The organism is Actinomadura alba, assembly GCF_014323705.1.
In the GTDB taxonomy this organism is placed as follows: Bacteria; Actinomycetota; Actinomycetes; order Streptosporangiales; family Streptosporangiaceae; genus Actinomadura_C; species Actinomadura_C alba.
Genome location: NZ_JABVEC010000033.1, coordinates 1 through 24,946, shown reverse-complemented (window position 1 = coordinate 24,946; position 24,946 = coordinate 1). Strand labels below are relative to the sequence as shown.

The 24,946-nt window shown below is 70.2% G+C and carries 23 protein-coding genes and 4 tRNA genes; 14 read left to right on the top strand and 13 right to left on the bottom strand.

The window, feature by feature from the left end; all coding sequences use genetic code 11:
* Positions 1–9: 9 nt before the first annotated feature.
* The 6 genes from HKK74_RS31015 to HKK74_RS30990 form a co-directional block, all read right to left on the bottom strand.
* Entirely contained in the window at positions 10–804 is a 795-nt protein-coding gene (locus HKK74_RS31015; RefSeq protein WP_187246948.1) for a carbohydrate ABC transporter permease, read from the bottom strand.
* Entirely contained in the window at positions 801–1,697 is an 897-nt protein-coding gene (locus tag HKK74_RS31010) for a carbohydrate ABC transporter permease (RefSeq protein ID WP_187246947.1), read from the bottom strand. The genes HKK74_RS31015 and HKK74_RS31010 overlap by 4 nt, the downstream gene beginning before the upstream one ends.
* Entirely contained in the window at positions 1,694–3,055 is a 1,362-nt protein-coding gene (locus HKK74_RS31005) for an extracellular solute-binding protein (RefSeq protein ID WP_187246946.1), read from the bottom strand. The genes HKK74_RS31010 and HKK74_RS31005 overlap by 4 nt, the downstream gene beginning before the upstream one ends.
* Positions 3,056–3,132: 77 nt before the next feature.
* Positions 3,133–4,425: a family 4 glycosyl hydrolase gene (locus tag HKK74_RS31000; RefSeq protein ID WP_187246945.1), complete on the bottom strand. Its 1,293-nt coding sequence runs from the start codon at positions 4,423–4,425 to the stop codon at positions 3,133–3,135.
* Between the two features lie 46 nt (positions 4,426–4,471).
* Entirely contained in the window at positions 4,472–5,635 is a 1,164-nt protein-coding gene (locus tag HKK74_RS30995; RefSeq protein WP_187246944.1) for a carbohydrate kinase family protein, read from the bottom strand.
* A 281-nt stretch (positions 5,636–5,916) separates the two neighbouring features.
* A complete protein-coding gene (locus tag HKK74_RS30990; RefSeq protein ID WP_187246943.1) occupies positions 5,917–6,591 on the bottom strand; it encodes a hypothetical protein in 675 nt (224 codons plus the stop codon).
* 18 nt (positions 6,592–6,609) lie between these two features.
* Between HKK74_RS30990 and HKK74_RS30985 the strand changes: the two genes are divergently transcribed.
* The gene (locus HKK74_RS30985; protein WP_187246942.1) at positions 6,610–6,786 is read left to right on the top strand and encodes a hypothetical protein; all 177 of its coding nucleotides are present in this window, start codon (positions 6,610–6,612) and stop codon (positions 6,784–6,786) included.
* 59 nt (positions 6,787–6,845) lie between these two features.
* Here HKK74_RS30985 and HKK74_RS30980 read toward each other — a convergent pair whose 3' ends face one another.
* From HKK74_RS30980 to HKK74_RS30970, 3 genes are all read right to left on the bottom strand, one after another.
* On the bottom strand, positions 6,846–7,517 hold the full coding sequence (locus HKK74_RS30980; protein ID WP_187246941.1) for a response regulator transcription factor: 672 nt from the start codon (positions 7,515–7,517) through the stop codon (positions 6,846–6,848).
* Positions 7,518–7,768: 251 nt separating this feature from the next.
* Positions 7,769–8,158, bottom strand: a complete 390-nt coding sequence (locus HKK74_RS30975) for a hypothetical protein (protein WP_187246940.1) — start codon at positions 8,156–8,158, stop codon at positions 7,769–7,771.
* A gap of 257 nt (positions 8,159–8,415) precedes the next feature.
* Positions 8,416–8,898, bottom strand: a complete 483-nt coding sequence (locus tag HKK74_RS30970) for a hypothetical protein (RefSeq protein WP_187246939.1) — start codon at positions 8,896–8,898, stop codon at positions 8,416–8,418.
* Between the two features lie 138 nt (positions 8,899–9,036).
* Between HKK74_RS30970 and HKK74_RS30965 the strand changes: the two genes are divergently transcribed.
* Together HKK74_RS30965 and HKK74_RS30960 are read left to right on the top strand one after the other, a co-directional pair.
* Positions 9,037–10,230, top strand: coding sequence for a carboxylate-amine ligase (locus HKK74_RS30965; RefSeq protein ID WP_187246938.1), 1,194 nt, complete (start codon positions 9,037–9,039; stop codon positions 10,228–10,230).
* 115 nt (positions 10,231–10,345) lie between these two features.
* Entirely contained in the window at positions 10,346–11,272 is a 927-nt protein-coding gene (locus HKK74_RS30960; protein ID WP_187246937.1) for a glycosyltransferase family 2 protein, read from the top strand.
* Positions 11,273–11,309: 37 nt separating this feature from the next.
* Here the strand turns inward: HKK74_RS30960 and HKK74_RS40425 are convergent, their stop codons facing one another.
* Positions 11,310–13,046, bottom strand: coding sequence for a carbamoyltransferase family protein (locus tag HKK74_RS40425; protein WP_312881962.1), 1,737 nt, complete (start codon positions 13,044–13,046; stop codon positions 11,310–11,312).
* A 404-nt stretch (positions 13,047–13,450) separates the two neighbouring features.
* Here HKK74_RS40425 and HKK74_RS30950 point away from each other — a divergent pair, with 404 nt between their 5' ends.
* Positions 13,451–14,032 (top strand): sigma-70 family RNA polymerase sigma factor, encoded by a 582-nt coding sequence (locus HKK74_RS30950; RefSeq protein WP_222722939.1) that lies wholly within the window; start codon positions 13,451–13,453, stop codon positions 14,030–14,032.
* A 574-nt stretch (positions 14,033–14,606) separates the two neighbouring features.
* Entirely contained in the window at positions 14,607–15,275 is a 669-nt protein-coding gene (locus HKK74_RS30945; protein WP_187246934.1) for a dienelactone hydrolase family protein, read from the top strand.
* A gap of 121 nt (positions 15,276–15,396) precedes the next feature.
* On the opposite strand, the gene HKK74_RS30940 is transcribed toward HKK74_RS30945, so the two are convergent.
* Positions 15,397–15,624 (bottom strand): hypothetical protein, encoded by a 228-nt coding sequence (locus HKK74_RS30940; RefSeq protein WP_187246933.1) that lies wholly within the window; start codon positions 15,622–15,624, stop codon positions 15,397–15,399.
* A 185-nt stretch (positions 15,625–15,809) separates the two neighbouring features.
* On the opposite strand from HKK74_RS30940, the gene HKK74_RS30935 reads away from it, so the two are divergent.
* Positions 15,810–17,141, top strand: a complete 1,332-nt coding sequence (locus HKK74_RS30935) for an NAD(P)/FAD-dependent oxidoreductase (RefSeq protein WP_187246932.1) — start codon at positions 15,810–15,812, stop codon at positions 17,139–17,141.
* Positions 17,142–17,235: 94 nt separating this feature from the next.
* Here HKK74_RS30935 and HKK74_RS30930 read toward each other — a convergent pair whose 3' ends face one another.
* The gene (locus tag HKK74_RS30930) at positions 17,236–18,162 is read right to left on the bottom strand and encodes a DUF72 domain-containing protein (protein WP_187246931.1); all 927 of its coding nucleotides are present in this window, start codon (positions 18,160–18,162) and stop codon (positions 17,236–17,238) included.
* A gap of 150 nt (positions 18,163–18,312) precedes the next feature.
* Here HKK74_RS30930 and HKK74_RS30925 point away from each other — a divergent pair, with 150 nt between their 5' ends.
* Positions 18,313–19,368 (top strand): questin oxidase family protein, encoded by a 1,056-nt coding sequence (locus tag HKK74_RS30925; protein WP_187246930.1) that lies wholly within the window; start codon positions 18,313–18,315, stop codon positions 19,366–19,368.
* 519 nt (positions 19,369–19,887) lie between these two features.
* Entirely contained in the window at positions 19,888–20,496 is a 609-nt protein-coding gene (locus tag HKK74_RS30920) for a GAF domain-containing protein (RefSeq protein WP_187246929.1), read from the top strand.
* 13 nt (positions 20,497–20,509) lie between these two features.
* On the opposite strand, the gene HKK74_RS39345 is transcribed toward HKK74_RS30920, so the two are convergent.
* Complete coding sequence (locus HKK74_RS39345) at positions 20,510–20,809, bottom strand: hypothetical protein (protein ID WP_222722938.1); 300 nt, start codon at positions 20,807–20,809, stop codon at positions 20,510–20,512.
* A gap of 60 nt (positions 20,810–20,869) precedes the next feature.
* Here HKK74_RS39345 and HKK74_RS30910 point away from each other — a divergent pair, with 60 nt between their 5' ends.
* The 6 genes from HKK74_RS30910 (at position 20,870) to HKK74_RS30885 (ending at position 24,718) form a co-directional block, all read left to right on the top strand.
* Complete coding sequence (locus HKK74_RS30910) at positions 20,870–21,805, top strand: YihY/virulence factor BrkB family protein (RefSeq protein ID WP_187246928.1); 936 nt, start codon at positions 20,870–20,872, stop codon at positions 21,803–21,805.
* Positions 21,806–21,982: 177 nt separating this feature from the next.
* Positions 21,983–24,136, top strand: a complete 2,154-nt coding sequence (locus tag HKK74_RS30905; RefSeq protein ID WP_187246927.1) for a discoidin domain-containing protein — start codon at positions 21,983–21,985, stop codon at positions 24,134–24,136.
* Between the two features lie 236 nt (positions 24,137–24,372).
* Positions 24,373–24,463: transfer RNA gene (locus HKK74_RS30900), tRNA-Ser, on the top strand.
* Between the two features lie 5 nt (positions 24,464–24,468).
* Positions 24,469–24,561, top strand: a tRNA-Ser gene (locus HKK74_RS30895).
* An 8-nt stretch (positions 24,562–24,569) separates the two neighbouring features.
* Positions 24,570–24,641: transfer RNA gene (locus HKK74_RS30890), tRNA-Glu, on the top strand.
* 5 nt (positions 24,642–24,646) lie between these two features.
* Positions 24,647–24,718: transfer RNA gene (locus tag HKK74_RS30885), tRNA-Met, on the top strand.
* Positions 24,719–24,946 lie beyond the last annotated feature (228 nt).

The following is a 24,946-nucleotide window of genomic DNA, read 5'->3' as shown; positions in this document are numbered from 1 at the left end:
CCGGTCGTCCTACTCCTTGAGTGCCCCCGAGAGCATCCCCGCGATGAAGTGCCGTTGCAGAAAGACGTAGACGATCACGACCGGCGCGGCGACGATCAGCGCGCCCGCCATGAGCAGCGGATAGTCGGTCTGGTGCTGCCCTTGGAAGAACGACAGGCCGAGCGGTGCCGTCCGCAGTCCCTCGTCCGAGTTGATGATCACCAGGGCGAGCAGGAACTCGTTCCAGGTCCACATGGCGGTGAGGACCACCATGGTGAGGATCGCGGGCCGTCCCACCGGCACGAGGATCCGCCAGAGCGTGGCCCAGCTCGATGCCCCGTCCATGCGGGCCGCCTCGATCAGCGATCGCGGCACGCTGCGGAAGTAGGCCCGCATCCAGAAGGTTCCGAACGCCACCGACTGCGCGATCTGCGGCAGCATCAGCCCGGGCAGCGTGTTGTCGAGGTTCATGCTGCGCAGGTCGAAGTAGAGCGGGACCACGACGGTCTCGCTGGGGATCATCAGACCGGCGAGGAACAGGTAGAACAGCGCGTCGGCGCCGCGGAAGTCCATGGTCCCGAGCGCGTAACCCGACATGATCGACAGCAGGGTGGCGACGAGCACCACGCCGACGGCGACGGCCAGGCTGTTGCGCATGTACGTGCCGAAGTGCCCCTGCCGCCAGGCGTCGCCGAAGGTGGACAGGTCGAGGTCGGGCAGGTGCAGCGCCTGTGCCGCCACGGCCACGAGCGGGAACAGGGCGAAGACGGAGAACACGATCAGGACCGTGTAGTTGAAGATCCGCTCCGTGCGGCCGCTCGTCATGACCGTCCCTCCACGAGCCGGCCGACCCCCACCGTGACGGCGAAGGCGAGCACGGCGATCATGACGCCGATGGCGCAGGCGAGGCCGACCTCGCCGGTGTTGAACGTACGGTTGTACACCTCGTACGCGGGCACCTTGGTCGCGTCGCCGGGCCCGCCGCTGGTGGTCAGGTAGATCAGATCGAAGTTCCGCAGCGCCGCGATCGTCGTGAGGGTGAACGCCACCGACAGCTCCCGGCGGAGCGCGGGAAGGGTCACTGCGAAGAACTCCCGCAGCGGACCGGCCCCGTCCACCCGGGCGGCCTCGTACAGCTCCCGAGGGATCTTCTGCACGCCGGCCGCGAACAGCACCATCGCGAGGCCGATCTCGACCCAGGTGCCGACGAGGCCGACCGCCGGCAGCGCGAACGTGAAGTCGCCCAGCCAGCCGCGCGACCAGTCGGGCAGGCCGAGGCCGTGGAGGAACCGCAGGAACCCGTTGACCGGCCCGTTCTCGGAGTACACCCACTGCCAGCCCACGGCGACCGCCACCATCGCCACGACCTGGGGCAGGAACATCACGGTGCGGAAGAACGTCAGGCCGCGGATCTTCGTGCGGGACATCGCCGCGACGAGCACGAACGCGATGCAGCAGGGCAGCACCGCATAGAAGATCACCAGGACGAGGGCGTGCAGGAACGCGCCGCGCAGGACGGGGTCGGTGAACGCCTGCCGGTAGTTGGCGAGCCCGGCCCACGTGCCGGTGCCGAGCCCGTCCCAGTGGAAGAGCGAGATCCAGGCACCGTGCAGCAAGGGCCAGAGCAGGAAGGCGGCATAGATCACCAGCGCCGGCAGGATGTATAGCCAGCCGATGCGCCGGGGTTCGCCCGGCCCTCCGCGACGCGTTCTCGTCACTTCTTCTGCAGGAAGTCGGCGTAGTCCTTCTGGGCCTTCTCGAGCGCCTCCTGCGGCGTCGCCTTGCCACCGACCAGTTCCTGCAGCGCGCCCCCGAGGGTGTCGGGGAAGGTCGGCGTGGCGTTGTCGAGGTACGGGGTGAGGCCGTCGCTCCGGCTCACCGCGTCCCAGGCCGCGAAGATCTCCTTCTGCAGCGCCGACTCAGGCTGCTTCGACGGCGGCTTCAGCGCCGGGAGCAGGCCTTTCTCGGTCGCGATGTCCATGGACTCGGGCGAGGTGATGAAGTTGACGTAGGCTGCGGCCACATCCGGGTGCTTGGACTTCGACGTGATCGAGAACGGCAGGCTCTGGCCGCCCATCGTCACCGAGGCGCCCCCGGCCTGGGCGGGCGGCGGCAGCATGAAGCCGACCTTGTCGCCCATCGTCTTCTCGAGGTCGACGGCGAACCACGTGCCGCCGATCAGGAACACGCCCTCGCCCTTCCCGAAGTTGACCGGGGAGTCGTCGTACTTCACGGCGTTGGGGTTCTTGGTGAGGTAGCCCTGCTTGACCCAATACAACAGTTTCTGCGCCGCCTGGACGTTGGCGGCGTCGGTCCAGGTTCCGCCCCGGCCGAAGAACAGGTCGCGGACCGCGTCCTTGCCCGCGATCTGGTCCTGGATCACGCCGAAGTTGTGGATGGCGGGGAACTTGTCCAGGTTGCCGAACGCGATGGGCAGCTCGCCCGCGTCCTTCGCGATGAACAGGACCTTCTCGAACTCCACCCAGGTCGTCGGCGGCTCCTGGATGCCCAGTTTGGCCAGCTTGTCCTTGTTGTAGTAGATCCCGACGATCTCGCCCTGCAGGGAGACGCCGTACAGGCTGCCGGTGCCCAGCGTACGGCCGTCGGTACTGACGCTGTTGGTCTCGATCAGGCCCTTCGGGTAGCGCTTGCGCCAGCCGTAGGCGGCGTCGTAGGAGTCCAGCGGCAACAGCATGCCCGCCTTGACGAAGGCGCCCATGACGGCGTAGCCCTGGTTGGTCTCGACGACGTCGGGCGGGCTGTCGCCGGACAGCGCCAGGCGCAGGGTCTTCTGCAGGTCCGGGAACGATCGTGCGACCCGCTTGATCGTGACATTGGGGTATTTCTGTTGGAACGCGGTGTTCAACTGCTCCATCTGCTCGTTCTGGCCGCCCCGTATCTCCTGGTCCCAGACGGTGAGCGTGACGTTCCCGGCCTTGGCGATGTCGGTGTTGACGGCCGAGGGGGCCTTCGTCGCGGGTGCCGCGTCGTTGCCCGAGCCCGGCGCGCAGGCGGCGGTGACGGCGGCGAGCGCCGCCACGCCGAGCACGACCCCTTGCCTGATGAGTTTCGGCATGTCGTACGGCTCCTTCTGGTCGATTCCCCCGGCTTCGCGTCGTGATCCCGCGGTCGGTCGCGCGAACAACCGCATGATCACGGGCGAGGGATGAACTGGGGGAGGTGGGGGGCATGGGCCGCGAGGCCCTCGTGGAGGATCTTCTCGGCGGTGTGCATGCTCGTGATGAAGGGGTGCGCCATCAGCGCCCGCAGCGCGGTGCGCTCGTCACCCGTCGCGGCGGCGTCCGCGGCCAGCCACTCGTACTCGTGGATCGCGTGGGTGAGGCCGCGCACGGCACGTGGCAGCTCGCCCATGACCAGCGGGGTCGGGCCCTGGCGGCCCACGATGGCCGGGACCTCGACGATCGCGTCCCGCTCCAGCGAGGCGATGGCGCCCTGGTTGCGGGTGTTGACGATGAAGCGCCGCCGCTCGTCACGGGCGATGGCGCAGATGACGTCGACCGCGAACTCGCCGTGCTCGCCGCCGCCGCGGTCGCGGCTCGGGTCCGGGTCCTCCTTGCCCGCCTCGGCGGCGACCTGGGCGTAGTAGTCCGGCAGCATGGCCATGATGTCCTGCGCCCGGGTGGTGCCCTGGTCACGGAGCCGCGCCACGACCTCGTCGTGGAAGAAGTAGTACTTCGAGTACGAGTTGACCAGCAGCCCCAGGGCCTTGCCGGCCTCGGCCATCCGCGCCGGATCGCGATGCGGCGTCGCCGCGCCGGGCGGTGCGGAGTCGGCCAGCCGGGTGGCGATGTCGATCGGCTCGCCGTTCAGCCGGACCCGCTCGGCCCAGGTGCCGTGGTTGGTGCCGATCCAGTCGATCTCCAGGCCCTCGACCGGCAGGCCGAGCAGTTCCGCCCACGTCTCGGTGTCGCCCACCCACTGGTCACAGAGCCCGATGATCTTGGCGTCGGAGTAGCGGGCCACCGCGTCGGTGACGACGTTGGTGGGATTGGTGTAGTTGAGGATCCACGCGTCCGGCGCGACCTCGGCGAGCGTGCGGGCGATGTCCAGCAGCACCGGTACGGACCGGCAGGCCATGAGGAACCCGCCGGGGCCCACGGTCTCCTGGCCGACGACGCCGTACTTCAGCGGGATCGACTCGTCCAGGTGCCGCCCGGCGAGCCCGCCGGGACGGAACGTGGTGAACACGAAGTCGACGCCGTCGAGCGCGGGCTTGAGCTCGGTGCTCGCGGTCACCGTGAACCGGGCGCCCCGCGCGGCGAACATGTTGCGGGCCAGCCGCGTCATGACGTCGAGATGCCCGGCGTCGAGATCGTAGAAGACGAGTTCGGCGCCGGCGAGGTCGTCGGCGCGGTGCAGCAGGCCGCGGATCACTCCCGGCATGTAGCCGCTGCCGGCTCCGACGACGGCGATGCGCGGCGTCATCGCCGGAACCCCCGCTCGCTCTCGCCCGCTGTTCCGTCTTCCGGCGTCACTGTTCTCCTCTCAGGGTGGGCTCGGCCCGGGTGATGGCGTTCTCGGCGGCCTCGGGGATGTACGGCACGACGAAGGAGTACTCCTCGAGGCGCGAGTCGGGTACCTCCCCGGACTCGCCGAAGGACGCGATCTCGCCCCAGCAGGGGGACCCCAGTGAGCCGCTGTAGTGCCGCACCGACAGCCCCGCGCATAGGTTCGCGAACTTGAGCCGCTCGTGCAGTGGCCATTCCGCCAGCGTGCCGAAGACGAAACCGGCCGCGAAGACGTCGCCCGCTCCGGTGGGGTCGAGGGCCTCGACCGGCAGCGCGTCGATCTCCGCCCGCTCGCCGGTGATCGAGTCCATGGCGATGGCGCCGTGCGCGCCGCGCTTGACCACGACCAGCGGCACCCGGCGCGCGAGGGCCTCGAGGGCCTCCTCGGGTGTCGCCGACCTCGTGTAGGCCATCGCCTCGACCGCGTTGGGCAGGAAGACGTCAACGTGCTCGAGGCGGTCGAGCACCTCGGTCGACCAGGTCTCGGCGGGATCCCAGCCCACGTCGGCGAAGACCTTGGCACCCGCGCGCCGCAACGCGTCGGCCCACTCCGGTACCGGCCGGTCGATGTCGACGAAACAGGTCCGGGCCCAGGGCGGGGTGGTGACCAGACCACGCGCCGACGCCGGGGCCGGCTTGGTGTAGGTGATCATGCTTCGGTCGGAGTCGTACGCCAGCGAGACCGTCACCGGCGTGGGCCAGCCGGGGACCCGGCGCGACCGGCTGAGGTCGACGCCCTCCTGATCGGACAGCGTGCGCCAGAGGTAGGACCCGAACATGTCGTCACCGAAGCTGGCGGCGAGCCCCACCTTCAACCCGAGCCGGCTCATCGCGACGGCGATGTTGGCGATGCCGCCCGGCGCCGATCCGAGCCCGTCGGTGACCAGCTCGGTGCCCGGGGGCGGAAGACCCGGCAGCCCGGTGAAGATCATGTCCATGAACACCTGGCCGGTGAGGAACACGTCGAGTTCGGCGTCGCCGTCGTCGCCGCGGAGTCGCTCGCCCACAACGTTCCGCTCAGCACAGGGATCGCTCGTGAACGGTTCCGGCGGCCGTCCGGGTTCGTCGGCCGAGGGCGGTGGCGTTGCGGGCTGCGCGGACCCGGCTCCGTTCAGAATGACCGTCATGGGCATCTCCCGAGGGGGCGCGGTGATCGTCCGGTTGAGAGGTTACTTATCACAATGAGGGATTTGTCACGTTCCAAAGTCACCTGTGACCATATCTTGTCCAACACGGGCGTTGACGGCCCGTCATGTGGAGTGCGGCCATATTCCGCGACAGGTCATGGATTTCGCCCGGTCAGACCAATCAACGAGGCCACGGCGGGCATGACCGGGCCGCGTGTCCTCCCCCCATACCGGACCCCGGCCGGGCACGCCGGCTCCCTCGATCGGCCGAACCGGGTCTGCTAGGCATCCTCGGCGACGGAGCGCCCGGCCCTGGCGCCGGACGGCGGAATCCGCACGGCGATCTCACCGCCGAGCCCCGCGCCGCCGGACAGGTCGAGATCGTCACCGCTCCAGAACCGGCCGGGGTCGTACCAGCTGGGCCGCCGCTCGCCCGGCAGGAGGCCCATCGCCTGATAGGCGAGCGCGACGACCTCGGCGCAGTAGGCGGTCTCGAGGTCGCGGTCGCCCGGCCGCCTCTTGACCGGCACGCGCCCGCGCGCCCACCGGGCGGCGAGCCGAGCTGTCGACGGGAAGGGCGTGCCGTCGAGGCGTGCGATCGTGCGCAGGACCGCGTTCTCCATCTCCCGCGAGACCGGGCGGTCGAGCTGACGCAGCCACGCGCGCTGGCCGTACCTGTTGGCCCAGACGAGGACGGCCTCGCGCAGGTCGTGCAGCTGGGCTCCGCGATGGTGGGATCCCGACCACAGGTCGGGCAGTGAGCGCCCGAGCTCCGCGTGCCACATCAGCGGTGGCAGGTCGTCGATCACGACGGACATGCCGACGTGGTTGACCGGGCTGTTGGTGGTCATCTGGATGGCGCGGTCGGCGGCCGCCCGTCCGCGGAACAGCCACACATCGCCGGTGCGGGTCAGGTCGAGAGCCTCGTCGAGGGTGATGCTGCTGCTGCCGGCCATGGCACGTAGCCTAGGCGGATGCGATGGTGGAAGGTCATGGGCCTGGCCGGGTTCGTCGGCGTCGCCGCGACGGGAGTGGTCATCGCGCGGGCCGAGCGCCGGCGCCGGGCCTACACGCCCGACCAGATCAGGGAGCGCCTGCACGCCCGCCTCGACGAGGCGCCGACCGGTCCCGCGGCGCAGGGCGATTCCTGAGGGACGGTTCCCGCCCGCCGTCGCGGCGCACAGTTCCAGCGAGACGTGCGCGGCCGCCGTCAGCCCGACGAGGCCGGCAGATCGGCGTCGTGAACGAGCAGGGCCACCTGGACCCGGTTGTTCAGCTCCAGCTTGGTCAGCACGCGGGACACGTACGCCTTGACCGTCGCGATGCTGATCGACAGCTCGGCGCTGATCTCGCCATTGGTCTTTCCCTGGCCGACGAGGCCGGCGACGGTGCGCTCGCCCTCGCTCAGCCGGGCCAGTGCCTCCCTGGCCCGGGTACGCCGTGGGTCGACCGTCGCGGCCGCCACGTAGGACATCATCTGCCGCATCACCGTCGGTGACAGCATGGGCTCACCGGCGGCGACCATGCGAATCGCCCGTACGATCTCGGGCGGCGGCGTGTGCTTGAGCAGGAACCCGCTGGCGCCGACGCGCATCGCCCGCAGCACGTGGTCGTCGGAATCGAACGTGGTCAAGATGATGATCTCTGGCGGGTCACGTCGCGAACGCAGCAACTCGGTGGCCGCCAGCCCGTCCATCCGGGGCATCCGGATGTCCATCAGCACCACGTCTGGCCGGTGCTCGTTCACCGCGCCGATGACCTCGGCGCCGTCCGCCACCTCGGCCACCACGGAGACGTCGGGCGATCCGGCGAGCATCATCGACAGTCCCGCCCGTACGAGCGCGTCGTCGTCGACCACCAGGACCCGGATGGGAGCGGTCATCTCGGCCACGGGGCCCACGCTTTCAGCCGGCTGGTCAGTACGAGCCCTACGGTACTGACGCTTTCGGCCGATCCGGCAGTGGCCATCCGGCCACGGATCGTCGACCTTGGTCTATGGCCTTGGTCTATGGCCTTTCTCGGGTCCAGGGGAACCTGGTCCAGCGGTTCGGCCGCCCGCCGACGGGTCCCGGCAGGACCGGGGCGCGCCCCCAGCGGACCGCGCCCCGGTGCTCGTCTACGCTTTCGCGGTCGTTACTTCTGCACCGTCATTCCGCCGGGAACATCGCAGCGGTTCACGCCGTCGGTGATCCAGACCGGGTGATTTCCGGGTGCCTGTGATACCCGGTAAGTCATTCGAACATGGCCGTTCTTGTCGATGTGGTGCGGAGATTTGACCTTATGACCTTCGATCCAGAGCTGGGCCTTCTCATTCGGCCGCAGGCCGGTGCCGAACGCCTGAATCTTGTCGCCCTTTCGGACGTGACCGGGCGTCTTGATCGAACAGGTGGCGGCCAGGGCGCGGGCATGCCGGTGCCCCTCGGTGGCTGTGCGGTCGGTTCGGTCGTTCGGCCCTACGACACCGCTGCTCGGAGCGGCGGTGAGCGCGAGCGTCGCCGGCACGGTGAGCAGGAGCGTGAGCATCGTGTATTTGGTGCTGAGCGCTGGACGTGCCATGTTTCATCTTCCTTCGCTAGACCAGTTAACCGGCCACTCCTACGGAGAAGTCGGGCATTTAGCGATATGCCTCGTAAACGAATCCCCGACCTTCTCCTCCTGGAGGTCAGGATGGAACTCAGAAGCGGCACCTCTACCTTTGAATTCGGCGGCCTACGCCGTCAAGGCAGGGTCTCCGGGGTTAATCGCTTATTGCCTTCATTTGATGAGGCGCCGACATACTCTCAGCCGCGCTCGCGGACCCGCCCGTCCGTCACGACGACCCCCGCCTGCGGGCCGCCTTCGCCGCACTCCGGGCCGTTGGGGAACGCGCCCTTCGGAGTGACCGTCAGCCGCTGGTTCAGGACCCGTCCACCCGAAGCGTCACGCAGGACCAAAGTGATCTCCACTGGTCTCTTCGGCAGCCCGGGAGCGGCGCCGAAACCGTGCTGACCGCCCGTCGGAACGGCCGTGACCCCGCAAACATCATCGGGACCGGTCCCCGTGCAGCTCCCGGGCCCGTTCTTGGTGGACGGGCTGAGGTGGATCGAGCTGAGGGTCCGGCACGTCCCATCCCAGCAGACCTTCATCGTCGCGCTCGCGACCTTGGCGGCGAACGGCGGTTCGATCTCCAGTCCGACCCCCACCGGAGTGCCCACCATGGTGCACTCCCTGCCCGACCGGCCCAGGGACCCGCAGGCGGTCAGGGCGGTGACTGTGGTGACCACGGTGAAGACCTTCGCATGACGATGCATACAACACAGACGCGCCGGCCCGTCTGGCGGTTCGCCCTCGGGCCGGGTTTCGGCGGGACCGGCCGAGGTCTCCCCGTCCCACCGCCACATCGACCACATATCTCGGGGTAAATGCAGATTGTGACGAACGTCGGGGGACCTCACACGGGAACGGGAACGGCGCCGCAGCCTGAGCGGTCGTCCGGAAACGGCCTCACCTTCGGGGTGGAGGAGGAGTTCCTCCTGGTCGACGTGGTCTCGCGCCGTACCGTGCCGCGCGCGGCCGATGTGCTGGCCCGGCTGGCGGCACCGGGGCACGGCATGACCGGGATCTCGTTCCACGCCGAACTGCTGGGCACCCAGGTGGAGGCCACGACCGGGATCTGCACGGACACGGCGACCCTGCGGCGCGAGCTCCGGGACGCACGGATGCGGCTCGCCGCCGCGGCGGGCGCCGAGGAACTGCGGATCGTGGCGTCCGGTACCCCCGTGCTGCCCGGCCCTCCGCCGCCGGTGACCGCGAACCTGCGGTTCATCCGCATCGCCGAGATGTACGCGGGGGTGACGGCCGACTACCAGGCGTGCGGCTGTCACGTGCACGTCGGCGTCGACGACCGGGAGACGTCGGTGGCCGTGGTGAACCACTTGCGGCCATGGCTGCCGACGCTGCTGGCGCTGTCGGTCAACTCGCCCTTCGATCATGGCGTGGACTCGGGGTACGGAAGCTGGCGCGCGATCGACCAGTCGAGGTTCCCCTCCTCTGGCGTGCCGCCGTGGTTCCCGTCCGCCGCCGCGTACGACGCCCAGATGGCCCGATTGATCGATTGCGGCGTGCTCGTGGACTCCTGCATGACGGTCTGGCTGGCGCGGCCCTCCTCGCGGTTGCCGACCGTGGAGGTCAGGGCGGCCGATGCCGCGGCGACGGTGGACGAGGCGGTTCTGCAGGCGGCGCTCGTGCGGGGCCTGGTGCGCACGGCCCTGAGCGAACTGGCGGCGGGCCGGGAGGCCCCGCCGGTCGACGGCCCGATCTGTGCCGCGGCGATGTGGTCGGCGGCCCGTCACGGCCTCGGCGGTCCGGGCGTGCATCCACTGCTGGAGCGCCCGCTGCCCGCCACCCGGCTGCTGGCCGAGCTGCTCCGGCGGGTGCGGCCGGCGCTCGAGGACACCGGAGACCTGGCCGAGGTGCGGAGGCTCCTCGCCGGGATGGCGATACGCGGCTCGGGCGCCGCCCGGCAGCGGCGGGCGGCCGCGGGCGGGGTCCGGGCCGTCGTCGACATGCTGGTGGAGCAGACGGTCTGCGGGGAGGGCGGTGCCAGGGACCCCTAGCCGTGCTCGCCCGGGTACCCCAATTGGCGGGCTGGAGCAGGATGTTGGTGTTTGTCCGGTTTCAAGAGGGTAAGGGCATCGTCGCATCGTGTTTCCCTCATCCTGAGGAGTGGAGATGAGCGTCCGGGCTCTCCGCGCCGTGCCGGCGGCCAGGTCCGGCGCCGGCATCCCGGTCACGGTCGTGATCGCCACCAGGAACCACCGTGACGAACTGCTCGGCACGCTGGGCCGGCTCAGCCGGCTGCCGGAACGGCCCGCGGTGATCGTCGTCGACAACGCCTCGTCCGACGGCACGGCGGACGCGGTGCACGATCTCTTCCCGGACGTCGGCGTGCTCAGGATGTCGCGGAACCTCGGGGCCCTCGCCAGGAACGTGGGCGTACGGGTGGCCAGGACCACATATGTCGCCTTCAGCGACGACGACTCATGGTGGGAACCGGGCGCCCTGCGCCGCGCGACCGAGATGTTCGCCGGTCATCCGCACCTGGGCCTGATCGCCGCCCGGACGCTCGTGGGCGCGGAGCGCGCGCCCGACCCGATCAACGCGATGATGGCGGCGACGCCCCTGCCCGCCGAGGCGGGCCTGCCGGGACCACCGGTGCTGGGGTTCCTTGCATGCGCGTCGCTGGTGCGCCGCCGCGCGTTCCTGGAGGCGGGCGGCTTCAACCAGGTGCTCTCCTTCGTCGGCGAGGAGCGGCTGCTGGCCTACGATCTCGCCGCGCTGGGCTGGAGCCGGTGCTACGTTCCCGAGGTCGTGGCGGTTCACCAGCCGTCGTCGAACCGGCCGCCGTCGAGCAGCCGCCGGCGGGCCGAGTTGCGCAACGACCTGCTGACCGCGTGGCTGCGGCGACCGGCCTCGTTCGCGCTGAAGGAGACCGCCCTCCTGGCCGGCCGCGGGTTGCGGGACGCCGATTCGCGTGCGGCCCTGGCCGGAGCCGTACGCCGGATGCCGTCGGCCCTGCTCGGCCGCCGTCGGCTGCCTCCACCGGTCGAGGAGGCGGCCAGGCTGGTCGAAACCCGGTCGCGAGCGCCCGTTCACTGACCGGATCGTGGTCGGCGGGCCCGGCCGGCGACCGCCCTCATCGGCGCACGGTGAAAGGGCCGATGGCGAGGAGGTCGACCGGGGCGGCACCGAAGAGCTCGAGCGCGTCGCGGACGTCGTCGATCATTGGACGCCCGGCCGTGCTGAGGCTGCTGTTGACCAGCAGCGGCAGCCCGGTGCGGCGTTCGAAGGCGTCGAGCAGCCGGGTCAGCAACGGCTCCTCCACGGGGTTGACCGTCTGCACGCGGGCGGTGCCGTCGACGTGCACCACCGCCGGGATGCGGTCCTGCCACTGTGCCGCCACATCGTGCACGAAGAGCATGTACGGGCTGGGGATGGGCCCTCGCTCAAAGATCTCGGCAGCCCGGTCGAGCCGCACCATCGGTGCCAAGGGCTGGAAACGCTCGTATCCCTTGACGTCGTTGAGCCGGTCGACGTTCGCCCGCCGGCCGGGGTGGGCCAGCAGGGACCGATGTCCGAGTGCTCTTGGGCCGAACTCGCCGCGCCCTTGGAACCAGGCCACGATCCCGTGCTCCGCGAGCACCTCGGCGGCCTGCTCGGCCACATCGTCCGGGCGCTCGAAGGGCACGCGCGCGCGGCGCAGCGCCGACTCGATCGCGGTGTCGTCGAACTCCCGCCCCAGGTCGGCGCCGTCCATGGCCCAGGCGGGATCGCCCGCCTCGGCGGCCAGGTACAGGGCGGCGCCGAGTGCGGTGCCGGCGTCGCCGGCACCGGGCGGCACCCAGACGTCCTCGAAAGGTCCGTAGCGGGCCAGGAAGGTGTTGGCGACGCAGTTCAGGGCCGTGCTGCCCGCCATGGTGAGGAGCCGGTCGCCGGTCCGCTCGTGCAGCCACCAGGCCAGGTCGAGCAGGACCTCCTCAAGCCGGCGCTGCACGCTGGCCGCCAGATCCGCGTGAGCCTGTCCCAAGGCCCGCCCGTACGCTGCTTGGTCGCCGGCCGCGCGGACGCCCCGGCGGGGGTCTCGACCGGCCGGTCCACCGGCCGCCGGAACGGTCGCTCCGACCGTGGCGTGGCCGTCGCCCGCGTCGCGGCGCAGCGGCGGGGCCAGTTCGGACCAGGGGATCGGATCGGTGGTGAAGCCCCCGTCGTCGTGCACCCGTACGGCGGCGCGCAGCCGGTCGAGGTGGCGTGGCTTGCCGTAGGCCCCGAGGGCGATGACCTCGTGCTCGTCGCGGGCGCGCAGAAACCCCAGGTGCTCGGTCAGCCCTTCGTACATCAGGCCCAGCGAGTGGGGCAGCGGCTGGCTCGACAGCACGGTCAGGGCTCCGTCCTGAAAGCGCCCCGACAGGTGCGAGTGGCGTTCGCCGCGCCCGTCGCACACCAGCACGCTGCACGCCCGGTCACGCACCGCCAGGGCGGCCGATGCGGCGTGCGCCACATGATGCGGGACGAACCGCACCCGATCCGGGTCGAGCCCGGGCAGCGCGTCGGCGAGAAAGCCGGGTGCGTGAAAGGCGAACTCGGTGCGCAGCGGATCCCATGGGTCGTCGAGGCCGGACTCCTCCGGTGGCAGCACCATGGACGGGTCGTAGGAGAACCCGACCAGGTCGATTTCGCCGGGGGACAACCCCGCGCGGTCGAGACACCAGCCGGCCGCGAGCACGGGCTGCTCCCACGCCGAGAACGGCACGGGCCGTTTTCCACGTTCGCGGCGGTTGAACCGCTCTTCTTCGGCCGCCGCCACGACCTGGCCGTCGATCACCAGGGCGGCCGCCGGGTCATGAAAGATCGCGTTGATGCCGAGTATGCGCACGAGACGTCCCCCCGTCCCGACGTGCCGCGGACCCGACGAGGAACGGGCACACGTTTTTCCTGCCCGGCCGAGGCGCAGGTGAAACGTGATGTCCGCGATGCGGAACGGATGGGAGGTGCCGGTGCGGATTCCGCCGGCCGGACGCCCTCGCCTTCCGCGCCCCTCGTGGTGTCGTCGCCGGATCGTCCTCTGTGGTGCGCGTTGCTTGGTGTCCGTGCTGTGGCGTTTGAGGTACCGCGTGGCGGATACGGGTGAAGTACGGGTTTTGGTGCGAAAAGAGGCGGGCCGCCGTGCTCCAGGCGGTGCGGGTCGGATCGCCTGGCGAGAACGCATGGCACAGCACGAGGGGGTAGAAGGAGGGCAAGCCGCATCGAACTGATCCTGTGGCGACCAGGGGAAGCATGATGACGCCGTTGAGAGAAACCGTCTGCGAGCGGCGGCTTCGCGATCGTTTCCAGCGAGAGGCCCTGCCGTTCCTACAGCAGATGTACGCCGTCGCGTTCCGGATGACGCGGAATCCGGCCGACGCGGAGGATCTCGTCCAGGAGACCTTCGCGAAGGCGTTCGGGTCCTTTCACCAGTTCAGGGAGGGCACGAATCTCAAGGCGTGGCTGTATCGGATCCTGACCAATACCTTCATCAACTCCTATCGCAAGAAGCAGCGCGAGCCGGTCCGCTCGGCCGCGGAGGAGGTCGAGGACTGGCAGCTTGCGCGGGCCGAGTCGCACACCTCGAGCGGGCTGAAGTCGGCCGAGGCCGAGGCACTGGAGCATCTGCCGGACTCGGACGTGAAGCGGGCGCTGCAGGACCTGCCGGAGGACTTTCGGATCGCGGTGTACCTGGCCGATGTCGAGGGTTTCGCCTACAAGGAGATCGCCGACATCATGGGCACTCCGATCGGTACGGTGATGTCCCGGCTGCACCGCGGGCGCCGGCAGCTCCGGACCATGCTTCAGGACTATGTCCGAAGCAGAGTCCCCGTCTGACCGGTCACGCCCGGCGCGGAGCGCGCGGCCCGTCCGGCGGTGTGGTCGCCGGAGGCGCCGAGCGATCGGTCCAGGCCGATCACGAAGATCAGGGGGATGAGTCGTCGAGTTTCTCCGGATGGGCTCGGCGGTAGTGCTCGGTCAGGACCTCGCTCGCCTGACCGGGCCTGTGGGCAACGGTGCGTCGGCAGATCTCACAGCGCACGACCGGAAGACGCGTCACGGTCACCGGGAATCGAGAAGAAGTTGAACTGGCCATCACCCTCATGATGCCAGCTTGTGTGGCAGATGCGCACTACCTACCGGGCAAGCATCCTGCCGGGTGTCCACCCCCGGGCCCTCCGTCCGGCCGGGAGCCGTCCGTTGGCGACGCCTGCGGGGCATCACGGCCCCCGCGAACGCACGCGGTGAAGGCGCCCTCGGGGGTCGCCGGCAGGGGGAGGCGTAGGGTCGGAAAATGGCGCGTCGCGGGCCTTTCGCCCGCTCGACGTCCTCGTGCGCCGGAGGCTCTTTTCGCCGGGTGTCCGGACGTTGCGGGTGCGCCGGCCCGCCGAGGCTCTGGGGAGGGCATGTCATGCACATCGTCGAGGAGAGCCTGTTGATCCCGGTCGCCGGAGTCACCCTGGAGGCCGACGTGGTGCTGCCCGATCAGGCACAGGGGGTTGTGCTGTTCGCGCACGGCAGCGGCAGCGGCAGGCACAGCCCGCGCAACCGGTACGTCGCGGGGGAACTGCAGGTGGCCGGGCTGGTCACCGTACTGGCGGATCTGCTCACGCCGGCGGAGGAGAGACTCGACGCTCGGACCGCTGAGCTGAGGTTCGACATCGGGCTGCTCTCGAACCGGCTGGTGGCCCTGACCGACTGGGTGACGGCCTGGAACCGGACCCGGGGTCTGGCCATCGGGCTCTTCGGTGCCAGCACGGGCGCCGCCGCGGCGCTGGTCGCCGCCGCGACGCGGCCGGACACCGTGCGGGCGGTCGTCTCACGGGGCGGCCGGCCCGATCTCGCTGGTGATCATCTGGACAGGGTGCGTCAGCCCACGCTGCTGATCGTCGGTGGGCGCGACACCGTGGTGATCGAGCTCAACCGCGAGGCGATGAAGCGCCTGGCCGGTCAGGCCGAGCTGCAGATCGTGCCAGGGGCGTCGCACCTGTTCGAGGAACCCGGTGCGCTGGAACAGGTGGCCCGGCCGGCCCGCGACTGGTTCGTCCGCCACCTGCGGCCGGTGCCGCATCCCGCGTGAGGGGGGCACGCTCGACACCGGCGCGAGGGGGCCCCGCTCGGCCATCCGGTGGCATGCGGAGGGCATGCCCGGTGATCTACCGGGCATGCTCCGCGGTCATGTGCAGACGATCGTCGCCTTCTCAACCGCCCTCTTTCAGTAGGCGGTCGGCGAGCAGCCGCTTGCTCACCTCGCCGGCCTCACGGTTCTGGTCCTGCAACTTCCCGAACCACTCGGCGAGTTCGGAGTCGCCCTCGCGCAGGGCGTCGTCCTTGTAGGTCTCCAGGCGCCAGACGGCCCTAAGGCATCCGTGCACCACCGTGACCAGGTCATAGTGCCTGTCCTTGAGCGCGCTCTCAGGCTGCGGCATGATCGTTACCCCCCTTCCGATGAGGTCGTCAAGGGCCTGATGCCCGTCATGTACCAGGGCAACCATCGAGCCGCCGCAGTTCCGGCAGGTTGCCCGATCTCGGATTTGAAGCTATGTACCGCTGTTTTCCTGACAAAGAGGGCATATCGCTTAAAACCAAGTGATTAACGGCATTGGAGATCATTGTGTCCGGACCTCACAGTCTCGAACGTGTCGTGATCGTCGGAGCCGGATTCGCGGGATTCCACGCCGCGCGCACGCTCGCCCGTCTGGCCAGGGGCGCCGTCGAGATCGTCCTGGTGAATCCGAACGACTACTTCCTGTACTTCCCGCTCCTGCCCGAGGTGACCGCCGGGATCCTGGAGCCACGCCGGGTGACGGTGCCGCTCGCGACCGGCTGCCCCGGCGTGCGGTTCGTACTGGGCACGGTGTACGGCGTCGACCGGGTCTGCCGGCGGGTGGCCTACCTCGACGCCAGGGGCGATCATCAGTCGCTCGGCTACGACCGCCTGGTGATCACCGTCGGCAGTGTCAACAAGCTGCTCCCCATCCCCGGTGTCGCCGAGCGCGCGTACGGCTTCCGCAGCATGGCCGAGGCGCTCTATCTCCGTGACCACCTGATCCGGGAGGTGGAGATCGCCAACACCGCCGATGACCCCGAGCGGCGCGCCGCATGCCGCACCTTCGTCGTGGTGGGCGCGGGGTACACCGGCACCGAGGTCGCCGCCCACGGCCAGTTGCTCACCAAGGACGCCGCGGAGCGGTGTCCCGGTCTGGGGGACCGGCAGGTCCGCTGGCTCCTGGTCGACCACGCCCCTCGGCTGCTGCCGGAGCTGGACCCGCGGCTGTCCCACGCCGCCCACAAGGTGCTGGCGAAACGCGGTGTGGAGATCCGGCTGCGCACCACGGTGGAGGAGGCGTCGTACGAGGGAGTGCGGCTCTCCGACGGGGAGTTCGTGCCGAGCCGTACGCTCATCTGGTGTGTGGGCGTCCGGCCCGACCCGGTGATCGAGGATCTGGGCCTGACGACGATCCGGGGCCGGCTGGTGGTCGACGCCTACCTCAACGTGCCGGGCCATCCGGAGATCTACGCCTGTGGTGACGCCGCCGCGGTGCCCGACCTCACCCGGCCGGGCGAGATCACCGGGATGACCGCACAGCACGCGCAGCGCCAGGGCAAGCGGGTCGCCCACAACATCGCCGCCTCGTACGGCCATGGCACGCGCAAGCCGTACAAGCACCGCAACCTGGGTTTCGTCGTGGACCTCGCCGGATGGAGAGCGGCGGCGAACATTCGCGGCGTCGCGCTGTCCGGCGTCCCCGCCAAGGTGCTGGCCGGCGGCTATCACCTCATGGCGATTCCGGGCAACCGGCTGCGCATCGCCGCCGACTGGACGCTGGAGACCGTGCTGCCGCGGCAGGTGGTGCGGCTCGGCCTGGTGCCGCCGGCCTCCGTACGGCTCGCCGCCACCGCGGACGCACCCGCACCGGCCGGAGCGGTCAGACGTACCAGCTGAACGGGCCGGCTGAACGGGCCGGCCGAACGGTGGCGGCCAGCACCGGCCGGTCCCGCCCGCGCGGTTCATCCGCGCAGTTCATCCGCGCGGTTCATCAAGCGTGCCCGTCCGCGGCGGCCGGCGGGGGCCGCACGGGGCAGGCCGGCATGGTCTCGAGCAGGTCGATGAGCTGCCGGGCGTTGGTCTGCGCATAGTCCCGATAGCAGTTGTTCATGAGCACATGGGTGCTCGAGGTCTCTCTGGCCAGCTCGCAGACCTTCGGTGCCCACTCCTCGAGCTCCTCCCGCGAGTAGCGGTAGCCGAAGCGCTCATATACGTCGCGGCCGGTCCACCTGTCACTGCGACCGTGGAAGCGGACGATCTCCAGATCGGCGGTGGCCGCGACGACCGGCGGGATCGAACAGGGATGACCCTGCGGCATGTCGACGCAGACGTACGGGATGGCGTACGAGCGCAGGAAGTCCAGCGTCTCCTCCTGGTTCTCCTCGCTCATCCAGGTCCGGTTGCGGAACTCCACCGAGATCCGCAACGGCTCGGCGCGGCGTTTGCACTCGAGAATGTAGAGCTTGTTCCGTTTGCCGATCGGAAACCAGCGCGGGAACTGGAACAGCACCGCTCCGAACTTGCCGACCTCCCACACCGGCAGCAGCGCGGACACGAAGCGCTCCCACACCTGCTGCACGATCCCCGGGTCCAGATCCTTGACGTACAGGTTCTTCTTGCCGGGCGGTGCGGCCGGCCGGAGATCCTTCGGCAACGCGCCGGGCCGGGTCGGGTGGCCGGTCAGCAGCGAGAAGGCCTTGGCGTCGAAGGTGAAGCGCGCGGGGGTCCGCTCGGCCCAGAGTCGTGCGGTCTCCTCTGCCGGCATCGCGTAGTAGGTCGAGTCGACCTCGACCAGCGGAAACCGGCCCGCGTAATAACGCAGCCGCTCTTCGGGCGTCCGCACCTCCGGCGGATACCAGCCGGACTCCAGCAGCGTCCGGTCGGTCCACGACGCGGTGCCGACCAGGACCTCCCCCATGTGCTCCACGATAGTTATGAGGGTGCCGCACGCCGCGCGCCGCCGGGCGGCGCCCACAGTCCTTGGCGCAGCTGATCACGCAGGGCAGGCTGTGTGAATGTCGTCATCCCCCCGCAGGCGATCAGTGCCGCAGCGACCAAGGAAGAGCCGATGAGCCACGCGATACTCAACGAGGCATACCAACGCTTCGCCAGGACGGGCCCGGAATGGGGCGAGGACCAGCTCACCAACCACGGCCCGATGGCGGCCGAGGTGCTCGTACGGCGCGGGCACGCCGGCGCCGTGCACCGCTGGGTGGACGCCTACGCCCGCCGGCTCGACGAGCTTCCGCCGGCGACCGACAAGATCACCGACCGGACGTGGCGGGACGCGCTGGGCGACGGACGGCGCATCGGCGACTGGACCGCCTACTTCACCGGCCAGATGAGAGAGCGGCCGTGGCGGGAGGTGCTCTCCACCTGGTGGCCGCGGCTGCTGCCGGGGATCGTGGCCGGTGCCACCCACGGCCTGATCAGGGTCGGCCATGCCGTACGCGCCCTGCTGGCCGGAGACGAGAGTGCCGAGGCGGCCACGGAGCTGGCCCACGGGCTCGCGTTCTGGGCCGCACGCGCGCGAGCGGTCCCCGGTGCGGCCGACCCGGCGGGCGAGCTCGACGTGGCCGCGGCGCTGGCCGCGCTCCCGCGGATCCCGGACCAGCGGGGGACCGTCGCCATCCGCTTCGGGCAGTTCCAGTCCATGCCGGGCTGGTCCGGCTCACTGGCGGCGCTGCGCGCCCCCGCCGATCCCGATGACGCGCGGGCGCGGCTGGCCGATCTCGTCGCCGGCGCGACGGCCGGCTACCTCACCCACGGGCACGGCAGCCCCGTGCTGCTGGTGCACACGGCGACCGCGCCGAACGCCGTCCTCCACACGCTGCCCGCGCTCGCGCGGGACCTGTGGGCGCCCAGCCTCTCCGCGGTGTGGGCGGCCAGCGCCGCGATCATCTCGGCCTACGCGCCTCGCGAGCCGGCCCCCCGCGAGGAACTGCCGGTGATGTCGCCCGGGCCGGACGCCGTCCCGGAGCTCATCGAGCGCGCGACCGCGCACGCGGACGAGCACGTCATCAAGTTCGCCGACACCGCGGCGGACGCCTACGAGCACACGGGCGACGTCGACACGCTCGCCGCCGCGCTGCGGGTGGCCGAGCTGATCGGATCCGCGCGTTGAGCGCCGCCGCGGGCCGCCATCCGCGTCGGTCCGCGGCTTCTCCGCGTGAAATCACCGGTCCGGCGCGGGTTCGCCGGCCGCCGTACCGGCGATGACAGGCGTATAGTCGCCAGCACAGAGCCGCCTTCGCGCTCCGGCAGACCGAGCCGGCGTACCCCGGCGGTTCATTACTTCGGCATCTCAACGGGCGCCGAGACGGGCACGGCGAGCATGACGCCGCAACACATCCCGAGCGACAGGGTTCATCCGCCGCCGGCCCCGGCCAACGGGCGCGCATCGATCGAAGCCGTCCCATAGAGCGGCCACACGTACCGGCCACGTGTCCGCGGTCCTCCTGGCCGGCGGTCCACCGTGCGAATTCCCCATTCGCCTCCAGGCACGTCGATACGACGGCGCCGCTCATCCTCGGAACGGAGATCCCCAAATGCGTCATCCCCTCACGGCGGCTCGTACGACCAGGAGCACAGGGACACCGCCCACCACCCGGCGTCCGGCCGAGCCGCGCCCCGGAGCGGCGAGATGACCGCTGACGGAATCGCCTCGCTCACGCTGCGTCCGGAGCCACCGCACCAGACGAGGAGGAACGCCGCGGCCGAGGTCGCCTTCGGCCGGCCATCGGAGAGCCGCGTCGCCGGGCACGCCGACCGGATCGCCGGGACGTTCCAGCTGATGACCGCTCTGCTCGAAGGCGCCGAACTGGCGGAACTGCTCACTCTCGTGGCCGACCGCGCCCGGCACATGTCCGGGGCCCGTCTGGTGTTCATGGCCCTGCCGGGAGAGACCCCCAACACGCTGACCATCGACTTCGCCAACGGAGTCAACGCCGATCAGGTTCGCGGCGTGATCGTGCGCGTCGGCACGTCGGCGATCGGCCGGGCGTTCATCAGCAGGCGCGCGCTGTCCATGCGGGTCGCGTCCGATCCCGCCCTGAAGGGGCTGCCCCCCGGACCGATCCTTCTGCTTCCGCTGGACACCGGCGAGCGGACCTGCGGGGTACTGGCCCTTGCCGGCCGGCCCGGCGACATGCCGTTCAGCCCTCCGGTCAAACGGCAGTTGCTGATCTTCGCGACCACCTCCGCCACGCTCATCGAGCTCGCGGAGGAGCATCGCGCGTCGCGGCGCGACTGACGGACGGCCGCCGTCAGGGACGGTCGCGGGCGAGTATCGCGCTAAAACTGAGCAGGGCACAGCCGGTGACGCCGTCAAGGGCCCTGCGCACGGCCGACCGCCGCAGCCACGCCCGTACGGCTCCCAGAACGCCGACGATGGCCGCCCGCCAGACCCGTTCTCCTTGACCCGGGGGTGTGTACGGGGCCACTCTGCGGGAGGTGACCACCGTTCGTGGCGACGCCGTCGCCCACCGCCCAGGCCGTTTGGTGCGCCTGTCACGGGTCCGGCCGGCGTGACCTCCGCCCCCGACCGCGGTGAGCACCTCGGTCATCGGCCGGCGCGAGTGCGGGCGGGCGGCCGGAGCGGGCCGCGGTATCTCGCTCGGTTGCCGATGCCCTCGCTCGGAGGCGGCATCGGGCAGCGCGGCCGGTCCCCGCTCTCCGGCGAGAAGCCGGGCCGGGTGCGCAGGTGGCTGCGCGCCGCCTGGCGCACCACGCGGCGGGCGCTGATCCACTCGTGGGCGGACCGGATCCTCGGCCTGGCGGCCGAGACCGCGTTCTGGGCGCTGTTGTCGCTGACCCCGCTGCTGCTGGTGCTTGTGGCGGCGATCGGCTACCTCACGCCGCTGTTCGGGCCGCACATCGTCGTCGGCGTGGAGGCGCGGATCCTCGACGCGGCCCAGCACGTTCTGGCCCCGTCGGCCGTCGACCAGGTGCTGCGCCCGACGCTCGGCGACGTTCTGCGGCACGGCCGGGGCGAGATCGTCTCGGTCGGCTTCCTGCTGGCGCTGTGGACCGGCTCGACGGCGATGAGCACCTACGTCAACGCCATCGCCATCACCTACGGCAGACGCGACGTGCGCTCGGCGGTCCGCGCCCGGGTGCTGGCGTTCGCGCTCTATCTCGGCGCGCTGGTCGCGGGATGCATCATCCTGCCGCTGCTGGTGACCGCCCCGGGCTGGATCATCGCCGTCATCCCGCTCGAGGCGCGGCCGGTCATCGGTCCGGTCATCCGGCTCGGCTACTGGCCGGTCCTCGTCGTGGTGTGCACGGCCCTGCTCGCGACGCTCTACCACCTCGCGGTACCGGGCCGGGTGGGCTGGCTGCGGGAACTGCCCGGTGCGATCGTGGCCATGCTGCTCTGGCTGATCGGCAGCGCGATGCTGCGGATCTTCCTGTCCTTCGCCATCACGCGCAGCCCCACGTACGGCGTGCTCGCGGCTCCCGCGGCATCGCTGCTGTTCCTGTACGTGACCGCGCTCGCGGTCCTGTTCGGCGCCGAACTCAACGCTCAGATAGAACATCGCCGTGCCGACCGCGACGCCTGACCGTCTCTTGACGCGCCGGTTTCCCCCGGTTTAAATCACGGCATGAAATAAGTCGTGTCGTAAGGGCTTCGTCCCGACACGGCACGGCCTCCCCACCGTCACGGCCATCGCCTCCAGGAGATCACCCGAGCCTGCCGCAAGCCGATCCGTCTCCCACCCCCGCCCCCAGGAGAGAACATGAGATCGCTGCCCCACCGCCGAGCCGTCACGGCCCTCTGGGCCGTCCTCCTGGCGCTGGCGACCGTGCTGGTCGCCCCGCCGAGCACCGCACGCGCCGACGTCCTGCTCTCCCAGGGCAGGCCCGCCACCGCGTCGTCCACCGAGAACGCCGGCACCGCCGCGGCCAACGCCGTCGACGGCAACACCGGAACCCGCTGGTCCAGTGCCTTCAGCGACCCGCAGTGGATCCAGGTCGACCTCGGCGCGACCGCCACGATCAACCGGGTGGTGCTCAACTGGGAGGCGGCCTACGCGACCGCCTACCAGGTCCAGGTGTCCGCCGACGGCAGCACCTGGAGCACGATCCACTCGACGACGAGCGGCACCGGCGGCGTCCAGACGCTCAACGTCAGCGGCAGTGGCCGGTACGTGCGGGTGTACGGCACCGCACGGGGCACCGGCTACGGCTACTCGCTCTGGGAGTTCCAGGTGTACGGCCCGGACAGCGGTACCCCGCCGCCCGTCGGCGGCGGAGACCTCGGGCCCAACGTTCTGGTGTTCGACCCCTCGATGTCGAACGCCACCATCCAGAGCCGGCTCGACTCGGTGTTCGGCCAGCAGGAGTCCAACCAGTTCGGGTTGAGCCGATACGCGCTGCTGTTCAAGCCGGGCAGCTACAACGTCAACGCCAACGTCGGTTTCTACACCTCCGTCCTCGGCCTGGGCCGCTCGCCCGACGACGTCACCATCAACGGCAGCGTCAACGTCGACGCCGGCTGGTTCGGCGGCAACGCGACCCAGAACTTCTGGCGGTCCACCGAGAACCTGGCGGTCAACCCGACCGGCGGCACCAACCGGTGGGCCGTGTCACAGGCCGCTCCGTTCCGCCGCATGCACATCCGCGGCGGGCTCAACCTCGCCCCGTCGGGCTACGGGTGGTCCAGCGGCGGGTACATCGCCGACTCCAAGGTCGACGGGCAGGTGGCGTCCTACTCGCAGCAGCAGTGGCTGTCCCGCGACAGCACGTACGGCAGCTGGGACGGCTCAGTGTGGAACATGGTGTTCTCCGGCGTGAACGGCGCGCCGCCGAACCACTTCCCGAACCCCTCGCACACGACGCTCGACCAGAGCCCGCTGACCCGCGAGAAGCCCTACCTCTACGTGGACGGCGCCGGTGCGTACAACGTGTTCGTCCCGTCCGCCCGCACGAACTCGCGCGGCATCACCTGGGCCGGCGGCGCGACGCCCGGTTCGTCGATCCCGCTCAGCCAGTTCTACGTCGCCAAGCCGGGCGACTCCGCCGCCACCATCAACAACGCGCTGAACCAGGGGCTGCACCTGCTGTTCACGCCCGGCATCTACCACGTCAACCAGACGATCAACGTCAACCGGGCGAACACCGTCGTCCTCGGGCTCGGCTACGCCACGATCATCCCCGACAACGGCGTGGTGCCCATGAAGGTCGCCGACGTCGACGGGGTCAAGCTCGCCGGGCTGCTCTTCGACGCCGGGCCGGTGAATTCGCCGGTGCTCCTGGAGGTGGGTCCGAGCGGCTCCTCGGCGAGTCACGCCGGCAACCCGACCTCGATCCAGGACGTCTTCTTCCGGATCGGCGGCGCGGGTCCTGGCAAGGCGACCAACAGCCTGATCGTGAACAGTGACAACACCCTCATCGACCACATCTGGGCCTGGCGCGGCGACCACGGCGCCGGCATCGGATGGTCCGTCAACACCGCCGACACCGGGCTGGTCGTCAACGGTGACAACGTGCTCGCCTACGGCCTGTTCGTCGAGCATTACCAGAAGTACAACGTCATCTGGAACGGTCAGGGCGGACGTACCGTCTTCTTCCAGAATGAGCTGCCCTATGACCCGCCGAACCAGGCCGCCTATATGAATGGCTCCACCCGCGGCTACGCCGCCTACAAGGTGGCGAACTCGGTCACCACCCACGAGGCGTGGGGCGTGGGCAGCTACTGCTACTTCAATGTCGATCCGTCCATCGTCGCCGACCGTGGTTTCGAGGTCCCGAACACGCCGGGCGTGCGGTTCCACAACCTGCTCACGGTCTCGCTCGGCGGCAACGGGACGATCGCCAACGTCATCAACACCACCGGCGGCCCCGCCAGCGGGACCGCCACCATCCCGAGTTACCTGGTCAGCTACCCGTAGCGGCATGACCGCCGGGCGGCCACCGCACCGGCTCACGCCCTGAGCGCCGCTTCCGGCCCGCGCCCTCGCCCGGCGCGGGCCGGGAGCAGTTCGGCCGCGAACAAAACCTGTTGCCGCGATCGCGGATGCTCCCCAAAATGGAGTCATGGCCGATGAGGAAGCGGCCGGAAACACCGAATTCAGTCAATCGAAGTGGGTCGAATGATGAAGTCGAGATTCGACCTCCATACGGACTCGGAAGGCGTCCGGTAGGTACGAGGAGCGCCGTTGGAAGCGGCGTAGCACGGCGATGACGTCGTGCCGGGGGTTCGAATCCCTCGCCTTCCGCACGAGGAGGGGCCAGCCGACGGATGGCGACGGCCACGGTTTCGAAAACCGTTGGGGGGCTCAGCGCCCCCGTGCGAGTTCGATCCTCGCCCCCTTCGCGCCGCACGGCCCCGTCGACCATGGGTTAGGTTGCGAGGTTTTCACCCTCGCGGAGCGGGTTCGAGTCCCGCCGGGGCTACTCGATGCGCAGTGGTGTAACGGAAACATGCCGGGCCCATAACCCGGGTGATCCGGGTTCGAATCCCGGCTGCGCCACAATTCGCCATCGGCGTCGCCCAACGTCGGCGGTGGAGAGTGACTCGCGCGGCGGAATCATGCTTCATTTCTTCGACCCTGGAGATCTGCTCCTCAGTAGGCCCGCCACGCGTGCAGGCCGGCCTGGTGTCGTACACGCCGAGCGTGCCGAAGGCGCGTGCCGCTAAGAAACCCGGGTGTGCTCTTGCGTACCCGTGGTCGTTAGGTCGTCCGCGGGGCGGCCCCCGC

Excerpts from the sequence above, each read along its gene's own strand:
- HKK74_RS31015 (WP_187246948.1), bottom strand. The coding sequence starts at position 804 with ATGACGAGCGGCCGCACGGAGCGGATCTTCAACTACACGGTCCTGATC.
- HKK74_RS31005 (WP_187246946.1), bottom strand. The coding sequence starts at position 3,055 with ATGCCGAAACTCATCAGGCAAGGGGTCGTGCTCGGCGTGGCGGCGCTC.
- HKK74_RS31000 (WP_187246945.1), bottom strand. The coding sequence starts at position 4,425 with ATGACGCCGCGCATCGCCGTCGTCGGAGCCGGCAGCGGCTACATGCCG.
- HKK74_RS30995 (WP_187246944.1), bottom strand. The coding sequence starts at position 5,635 with ATGACGGTCATTCTGAACGGAGCCGGGTCCGCGCAGCCCGCAACGCCA.
- HKK74_RS30990 (WP_187246943.1), bottom strand. The coding sequence starts at position 6,591 with ATGGCCGGCAGCAGCAGCATCACCCTCGACGAGGCTCTCGACCTGACC.
- HKK74_RS30985 (WP_187246942.1), top strand. The coding sequence starts at position 6,610 with ATGCGATGGTGGAAGGTCATGGGCCTGGCCGGGTTCGTCGGCGTCGCC.
- HKK74_RS30980 (WP_187246941.1), bottom strand. The coding sequence starts at position 7,517 with ATGACCGCTCCCATCCGGGTCCTGGTGGTCGACGACGACGCGCTCGTA.
- HKK74_RS30975 (WP_187246940.1), bottom strand. The coding sequence starts at position 8,158 with ATGCTCACGCTCCTGCTCACCGTGCCGGCGACGCTCGCGCTCACCGCC.
- HKK74_RS30965 (WP_187246938.1), top strand. The coding sequence starts at position 9,037 with ATGCAGATTGTGACGAACGTCGGGGGACCTCACACGGGAACGGGAACG.
- HKK74_RS30960 (WP_187246937.1), top strand. The coding sequence starts at position 10,346 with ATGAGCGTCCGGGCTCTCCGCGCCGTGCCGGCGGCCAGGTCCGGCGCC.
- HKK74_RS30950 (WP_222722939.1), top strand. The coding sequence starts at position 13,451 with ATGACGCCGTTGAGAGAAACCGTCTGCGAGCGGCGGCTTCGCGATCGT.
- HKK74_RS30945 (WP_187246934.1), top strand. The coding sequence starts at position 14,607 with ATGCACATCGTCGAGGAGAGCCTGTTGATCCCGGTCGCCGGAGTCACC.
- HKK74_RS30940 (WP_187246933.1), bottom strand. The coding sequence starts at position 15,624 with ATGCCGCAGCCTGAGAGCGCGCTCAAGGACAGGCACTATGACCTGGTC.
- HKK74_RS30930 (WP_187246931.1), bottom strand. The coding sequence starts at position 18,162 with ATGGGGGAGGTCCTGGTCGGCACCGCGTCGTGGACCGACCGGACGCTG.
- HKK74_RS30925 (WP_187246930.1), top strand. The coding sequence starts at position 18,313 with ATGAGCCACGCGATACTCAACGAGGCATACCAACGCTTCGCCAGGACG.
- HKK74_RS30920 (WP_187246929.1), top strand. The coding sequence starts at position 19,888 with ATGACCGCTGACGGAATCGCCTCGCTCACGCTGCGTCCGGAGCCACCG.
- HKK74_RS39345 (WP_222722938.1), bottom strand. The coding sequence starts at position 20,809 with ATGACCGAGGTGCTCACCGCGGTCGGGGGCGGAGGTCACGCCGGCCGG.
- HKK74_RS30910 (WP_187246928.1), top strand. The coding sequence starts at position 20,870 with ATGCCCTCGCTCGGAGGCGGCATCGGGCAGCGCGGCCGGTCCCCGCTC.
- HKK74_RS30905 (WP_187246927.1), top strand. The coding sequence starts at position 21,983 with ATGAGATCGCTGCCCCACCGCCGAGCCGTCACGGCCCTCTGGGCCGTC.